A 7,222-nucleotide genomic window follows, 5' to 3' on the forward strand; every position below is an offset into this window, starting at 1 on the left:
CCTCGTCCTGCCAGGCCGCGAACACGGCGCGTTCGGCGGCGTAGCGGCGCTCGCGGCTCTTGGCCACGCCTCGGGTGCCCAGCCGCGTAGCGGCCCGGTTCATCGCCGTGGCGGCCGGTGTGCGGGGGCGCAGGGTACGAGCCTCGATCAGGCGGTACTGGACCAGGGCGCGCAGGTGAGCGGCGGTGGTGGCGGTGCTGTACCCGGTCCGGGCAGAGAGCGTTTTGAGGTCTACAGTGTCAAGGTGGGTGTTCAGTTCCGTCAGGGCGGTGTAGGTCAGCTCCACGTGCCGGCCCAAGCCCCGAGGGTGGGTAGGGGAGTACTCCGCCCACACGTCGTGCTGGGCCTGCTCCAGGCGGTCCCGCAGCCGAGCGGTCAGGTCCTCCCTCGAAGGAAGAAAACCCTCCTGGGGGGTATTCCCCCCAGGGGTGGGTTCCCCTTGTGTCCGACCCCCCTCATTAGGGAAAACCCACTGGTCGATGGGGAGCAGACGGTACCGGTGGGAATGCTGACCCTGGCCTTCTGCGGTCCGCTCAAGGCGCTGGTCCCAGCAGAGCCGCTTCAGCGCCTGGGCGGCCGTGGACTTGCTGATCCCGGCCGTCTGGGCCAGACGGCGCACGTCCACATCGACCTCGACCACGCACGCGGTGAGCGCGATCAGGTGCACGGCCAACAGGGCGCGCCGATCGCACTGGCCGGCCTGGCCACTCCACCAGACCGGATCGGCCACGGCGGCCAGGGCCTGCGCCGCCAGAGCGCGCGGCAGGGCGCTGTCCCGCTCGGTCCTGTCGGTGCTGGGGGCCGTGGTGGCGGCCGAGCGCACCGCGCGCTCCCACTGCCGGTCCAACAGCGCCGCGCGCTCCTCGGGACGACGCGGGCGCCGGCCCATGCCTGAGCGGGCGGCCGTGCGCAGGTGCTCCAGCCCCGGGGCGTCGGGCTCGACTCCGACCAGGTCGCGCACCTCGGCCCGGGACCAGCGGGCCAGGGCCAGGCGCTTGAAAATGGAGAACAGGTGCGCGGAGGCATCGGTGGACTCCGCGCCCAGGAGGTGGCGGACCATGTCCGGCATCGGGCGGCGCCGCCCTCGCAGCCGCATCGCCTTCTCGTCGATGCCGATGGCCTCCGCTTGCTCGGGCTCGGTCTCCTCCACGCCCAGGGCCACGGCCAGACGCTCGAACGCCTCAGCGGTGTTGGCTTCGGTGCGGAACACGGCCAGGGCGGCCTCGGGGCTGGTGGGGTACCGAAGTGCGGAGCGGCCCCCGGACCGGTGCGGGGATCCCGGGGGGCGCGCCGCACCCCGAGCGGGGTTGCACAGCATCCCAAAGTCCAGGCTGGGCAGGTGCCGGGCGGCCGCGCGGGCCAGACGCTCGACCTCGCCGGCATCCAACCCCTTGGCCTCAGACACGGGCACCCACACGTGGATCCCACCGGCGGGGCCGGAGGCGGCCACCACGTACTCCAGGCCCTGGGCCTCCAAGTGCTCCACGAGCTGGTCCGCGTCGCGCCAGACGGCACCGACCCCATCAGGGTCACGCGACACGTCCAGGTCGAACACCACGTGAGCGAACCGGTGGTCCGTGTTCGTCAAGTGCAGAGCGTAGGGGGCCTGGGGCTCGCCCTCGGCCACAGGACGCACATCGGCATCGGCGTACCGGTGGGCGCTGTCCGGATCCACGCGCACGACACGCCGCGGTGCGATCCAACGGACCAGCTCATCCCACACCTGCATGGCGGGGTCGGCGGCATCGGGGGACGGGGCTGACCTGAGAGCGCCTGTACGCCGCTGTACAGCGCGCTGCGACCTGTTTTGCGGGCATGTTCGGCCAGACCCGGGGGGCTCATGTATGATGGGCTCCGTCGGTATCTATTGGTATCTACTGACAACACAAAGGCCGTCCTGAAGGACGGTGAAGCCGAAGGCCCCACCCGGTGAGGGAAGGCGAATCGGCAGGTGAGGCGGTCCGCGGCAAACGGGCTACCTCGGTGCAGACCGGCCGGCAAAGCCGGACTGCGGCGGTGAACAGCGGCAAACTGCTCACCAGGATCAGGATTTAGTTGTCCGATCAGAGATCGCGGGCTGTGACAGGTAGCGCGGTCTCTATATACAAATCTCGTGCTCAGGCCCGGTCCACTGGATCGGGCCTCACGCATGTCTCCGGTTCAACGTCCACGGCCTGTCGGGCGGCAAGGCTTTTCGCCATGGCAGTGACGAAGGCGTTCGCGGTCGGGTAACCCTCGCTCCGTGCAAGGCGCTCCAGCACAGTGTGCTCAGCTTCATCTACCCGAACCGTGTACTGCGCTCGCGGGCCCTCATGGATGCGGGGCCGTCCCCCCGCACGCTTCTCAGTACTAACGTTCGTCATGCCTTATAGGTATCAGATTCTGAAACCTGGCGAGACTGATTCTGGCGTGTCACCTGAGTTTTCTTGGTGACCGATTCCGGCCATGCGGCTTATGTCCTTCTGTGTCCGCTTTTCGATGTCGCCCCTGGTAGAGTCACGCGGCGCGTGCGCGTGCACGCGCATCGTCACCCGATTCGGTCACTCTACGAAGCGATATCATGGCAGAAAATGATGGTCCGAAACAGTCGACCACAGATACGATCGTCCCATGAGTCGCCCCTTGCACGTGCACACCCTGGCACGGCGCCTGCCCCCGGTGCGGCTGGGGGCGCACGGTGTCGGCCGCGCCCCGGACCTGGCCGTGGCCGAGGCGCTGATCGCTGCCCGAAAAGACGGGTGTGAGAACTGCTGTGATCAGCTCTCGGCTCTGGTGCTGCGTGGTGACCCGGTGGTGATCTCGCACCTGATCGCGCAGGCGTGGGGGCTCTGGCGGGTCTCTGAGGAAGGGCAGCGCCCGGACTCGGTGATGCCCATTAGTGCGCGGTCGGCCACGGTCCTGCGGCACATGATGCGGCGGGACATGCAGACCATGGTCGACTACCTCGATGAGATCGGTCCGGCCGACCTCATCGTGCTCCTGGACGACGCGCTCGCCGTGCTCGTGCCGCATACGGACGCCCTGCCCCGTGGTGCTCGCCAGACGCCTCGCAGTATCGCCTGACAACCTTCATCCCTCTTCTGTATCCCACGGAGACGACCCATGATCGACCCGGGCCTGGTGCCACTCGATGGCCTGCTCTACCTCGCCGACACCAGCGGCCCCGGCCTCCATCTGGCTGACACCAGTGGTCCGGACACCGATGGTCTGGCCGATTTCCTGCGCGGGTTCTTCGGTCCGCTGTTCCTGGTCATCGTGTCCATCGTGGCGATCTTTTTCCTGTTCACCCGTGAGATCACCAAGTTCGCGCAGTTCTTGATCTTGGCGATCCTCATCGGCCTCATCTTCTACGTGCCCGGCATCGTGGAGGTCATCGCTGTGGCGTTGGCCCGCGCCATGGGCGTCTCGACCGAGTAGGGGGACCTCTTGACCGAGCGATCGGACAACACCGACCTGCCCAGCGCCGCGGACCTGGCCGCGTCGACGCCGGGGCTGCGCTATGACCCCTCCAGCGGGCCCCAACGGCCTCGGAAGGCGCGGTCCGGCCCGGACCAGAGCCGGCCGGATCTGGATCCTTTCGCCGTGCCTACGGGGGAGGTCGATTCGGAGCTGGCCAAACTGCCGGGTGCTGAGGAGACAGAGCCCCCCAAGCCCCCTGCCCCCGCCTCGCGGCCGTGGTCCTCTCCGGGCCGGTCGAACCCTGCGCCAGAGCCGGATCCGGCCGAACCCTTGTGGCCGGCCGCGGCCGCCTCGGTGCCGGAACCCTCAACGCCCGCGACGCCTCCTCCTGCGTCTGAGCCTGTCGGCCCGGCCACGGTGCCGGATGAGCCCGTACCGGCTGCCGCGGTCGAGGTGCCGGACGAATCGAGCGCGTTGGAGCCCTCACAGGAACAGGAAGAGGCGTCCGCGTTCGCCCCGTCGCCGTCCACGGTGGTGGGTCCGGCAGCCGGGTATCTGACGCCGCCCCCACAGCCTCCGCGTCCGGAAACCTCCGGCGATTTGGCCGAGGATCGTGTGCTGCGCTCGGCCGAGCGCGAGCCGGTCCTGCATCGTGTGCTGCGTAAGGCCACGTTCGGTCTGGTGTCGTTGGGGGAGAGCCCTGAACAGGTCACTGAGCGGCGGTATGCGGGGCTGGCGCAGACCGCCATCCCCGAACATCACCGCCTGGTGGTGATGGGCCTCAAGGGCGGGTCGGGGAAGACGTCCACGGTCACGGGGTTGGGGCAGACGCTGGCGACGCTGCGTGGGGATCACGTGGTGGCCATGGACGCCAACCCCGACCGGGGCACGTTGGGTACTCGGATCGGTACCGAACACCCCAAAACGGTGCGTCACCTGCTGGAGTACGAGCGTGAGCACGGGATCACGTCCCTGCCGCACCTGCGCCAGTTCTTGTCACAGGCGCTGCCCTCGCGGCTGTTCGTTTTGGCCTCTGAGCGCGACGCCGCCGCTTCACAGGCGTTCTCCGCCGAGGACTACCGGACCACGGCGCGGGTCCTGGAGCGGTTTTTGCCGCTGGGCATCACCGACTGCGGCACCGGGCTGTTGTTCGACGCTCTCTCGGGTGAGGGGGGTGTGCTGGACCTGGCCGATCAGGTGGTGGTGGTGTGCGGTCCCAGTGTCGATGAGGCCCAATCGGCCTCGGCCACCCTGGACTACCTCGAATCGCACCGGTGGGGGAATCTGGCCGAGAACGCCGTGGTGGTCATGACCAAGGTGCCCAACGCCAAAACGCTGAAGCGTTCGGCGGTGGACCTGAACGAGATCGAGGCGCACTTTAAGACACGGGTGCGCCATACCCTGCGTATCCCCTACGACCCCCATATCGCCGAGGGCGGCCAGATGGAGCTGGACAAGCTCGCCCCCACCACACGCCGGGCGTTCCTGGAGCTGGCCGCGATGGTCGGTAGCCGGTTCAACGAACCCCTTCGGGTGCCCGAACCCCAGTGAACTGACGTTGTTGAACAGGCCCCAGGACCGGCCGGTTCCTGGGGCCTTGACGTAGGAGGTCCCCCGTGTCCGGTCGACGCACCCCCCGGCCCCGGCCTTGGATACACCGGTTGATGGCGCTGCTCGTGCTGTCGATGGGGCTGATGCTGGTGCCCTCCTCCAGCTGGGCCGGCCCTGAATGGTGCACCGCCGAGCCTGCCCCGACCCCGGCGCCGCCCGGGGTCGGTATGACCGAGATGGCGTCAGTCAAGGGTCTCAACCACATCTACGAGACCCAACAGCTGGGTGCGTACTCCCCTGAGGAGCTGGGCAGCTCCGGTGAATACCAGCACCGCGGGATGGTCTGGCACGTCATCACCACCGAGGACTGCTTGGACGGCAACCGGTTCGATTTCTGGGCGGCGATCTACGGGCCCATGTTGACCACCAGCATGGAGGTCTCCCAACTGGCCGCCAACCTGTACATGGTGGCCTCGGCCGACACCTACCAACTCATGTTCCACGACCTCATCGTGGAAGTGACCAACCAACTCAGGGATCACCTGTGGCGGCCTCTGATCCCCACCATGGTCATCCTGGGCGCGGTGACCTTGGCCTGGTACGCGTTCGTGCGCAGGCAAGCCACGATGACCCTCCAGAGCGCGGTGTGGATGGTGGTCGGCACCGGCCTGGGGATGTACATGCTGTTCGCCCCCGCACAGGTGCTGAACCTGGCCACGGCGCTCACCTCCGGCGGGAGCAGCGTGATCAACCAGGCGGTCTCCAACATCTCGGTGGACGGGCTCTCAGAGCGCTGCCCCAGTGATGCCGCCCAACCCGTCCAGTCCGATTTCGAAACGGATGGCCAGTTCGCGGCCCGACAGAACACGCAGATGGTGTGGGAAGGGCTGATGTGTCGGCCCTGGGTGGAGGGCCTGCTGGGCTCCTCCGATCACGCGCGGGCGGTGGCCGATAAGCACGGGATGGAGCTGCTGGAGGCCACCACCATCACCAAACAGGAAGCTGAAGATGAGGACTATCAGGATCTCCTGACCAACAAGCAGACCCAGTACCAGGACATCACCAGTTCTGTGCTCGACGGTGCCACGGCCGAGGAGCCCAACACCGAATATGAGATTTTCTCCGGAGCCAACGGTTCCCACCGGCTTTCGACCGCGATCGCCGCCCTGATGGGGTCGTTGACCGGCAGCTTGATGATCATGCTCGCGTCCCTGCTCCTGGTGGTGTACAAGTTCGCGTTCGCGGTGAGCATGATGCTCGCCCCGATTTTCCTGCTGATCGGGATCCACCCCTCGGGGCGCACGATCTTGCTCAAATGGGCCGGATTCACCGTCGCCCACCTGCTTAAACAGGTCATGGTGATGCTGATGATCGGCCTGTTGGTCCTGGTCATCTCCCTCATCCTGGCCCTGCCCGCCCCGCTGTCGATGCAGAGCATCCTCATGGTCGGGCTCATGATCGGCCTGATCATGGCGTGGAAGCCGATTTGGTCGCTGTTCCGGGGTGTCAGCACCCTGTCCGATCGGGCCATCAACACCGACCAGGGCCGGCTGCGGATGCCCCAAGCTTTGAGGAACTTGGGCCGCACCGCCGTACGGGCCGGTACCGCTGCGGCCACTGGAGGCAGCGCTCTGGCGGCCGCCGGGTTGCCGATCGGGGGTCGGGGAGCGCGCGCCGCCGGCAGCGCGGCCCGGGGTGTGGGACGTCGGGTGCCGCTGGGAATCAAGCGCGCGGAGACCGATCCGCGGTGGGGCCGGGTGCTCAACGCCCAGCGTGCCACCGATGGTGAGGGTGCTGTGAAGCTGCGGGGGAGCGGGGCGCTGAACCGGGTGCGGGACGCGGCCGGGGTGCGTCCCACCAGCCCTGAATGGCGCCAGGAGAACCCGGTGATGGCCGGGTGGGAGGCGCATCGGTGGGCGGGGATGAACTCCGCTGAGCGTCGCTCCGCGGTGAAGGAGGCCCGTAGCGATCCGTCGGCCTACATGTCCAAGCTGCGTGAGGAGCGGCAGGGGTGGGCCCACCAGGTGCGGGCGCAAAAGCAGGGCGCTCCGCCACCACTGACACCCCACCAGCAGAAGCGCGTGACCAGGGCTGATGCGTTCGTGCAAAAGCGTGTGGATAGGTGGGCGCACCGGCGGCCGACTCGTAGGCGGCGCTGATGGCTCAGCAACAGGACGAGAACCGTGGTGGTGGCTGGTTGGCGTGGCTGGCCGCCGGTGTGGCGCTGGCGCTGGGCGCGGCCGCCATGGCGTTGGTCATGGTCAGATCGGAA

5 protein-coding genes are annotated in these 7,222 nt (G+C 67.9%); 4 read left to right on the forward strand and 1 reads right to left on the reverse strand.

The genetic code is table 11. The features are described 5' to 3' along the window. A partial coding sequence (locus K8V84_RS16470; RefSeq protein WP_304075878.1) for a hypothetical protein occupies window positions 1–1,588 on the reverse strand: 1,588 nt, incomplete at its 3' end. Between the two features lie 1,022 nt (window positions 1,589–2,610). Here K8V84_RS16470 and K8V84_RS16475 point away from each other — a divergent pair. The 4 genes from K8V84_RS16475 to K8V84_RS16490 all read left to right on the forward strand — a co-directional run bounded on the left by K8V84_RS16475 (window position 2,611) and on the right by K8V84_RS16490 (window position 7,109). Next, on the forward strand, window positions 2,611–3,063 hold the full coding sequence (locus K8V84_RS16475; protein ID WP_304075879.1) for a hypothetical protein: 453 nt from the start codon (window positions 2,611–2,613) through the stop codon (window positions 3,061–3,063). 39 nt (window positions 3,064–3,102) lie between these two features. Further along, on the forward strand, window positions 3,103–3,417 hold the full coding sequence (locus K8V84_RS16480; protein WP_304075881.1) for a hypothetical protein: 315 nt from the start codon (window positions 3,103–3,105) through the stop codon (window positions 3,415–3,417). A 582-nt stretch (window positions 3,418–3,999) separates the two neighbouring features. After that, window positions 4,000–4,950, forward strand: coding sequence for a MinD/ParA family protein (locus K8V84_RS16485; RefSeq protein WP_304075882.1), 951 nt, complete (start codon window positions 4,000–4,002; stop codon window positions 4,948–4,950). A gap of 113 nt (window positions 4,951–5,063) precedes the next feature. After that, window positions 5,064–7,109, forward strand: a complete 2,046-nt coding sequence (locus K8V84_RS16490) for a type IV secretion system protein (protein ID WP_304075883.1) — start codon at window positions 5,064–5,066, stop codon at window positions 7,107–7,109. The last annotated feature ends 113 nt before the right edge of the window (window positions 7,110–7,222 follow it).

The organism is Nocardiopsis listeri, assembly GCF_020741345.1.
Lineage (GTDB): Bacteria > Actinomycetota > Actinomycetes > Streptosporangiales > Streptosporangiaceae > Nocardiopsis > Nocardiopsis listeri_A.

Bases quoted from the DNA above. Each gene is read 5' to 3' on its own strand.
- K8V84_RS16475 (WP_304075879.1), top strand. From the start codon at position 2,611: ATGAGTCGCCCCTTGCACGTGCACACCCTGGCACGGCGCCTGCCCCCG.
- K8V84_RS16480 (WP_304075881.1), top strand. From the start codon at position 3,103: ATGATCGACCCGGGCCTGGTGCCACTCGATGGCCTGCTCTACCTCGCC.
- K8V84_RS16490 (WP_304075883.1), top strand. From the start codon at position 5,064: ATGGCGCTGCTCGTGCTGTCGATGGGGCTGATGCTGGTGCCCTCCTCC.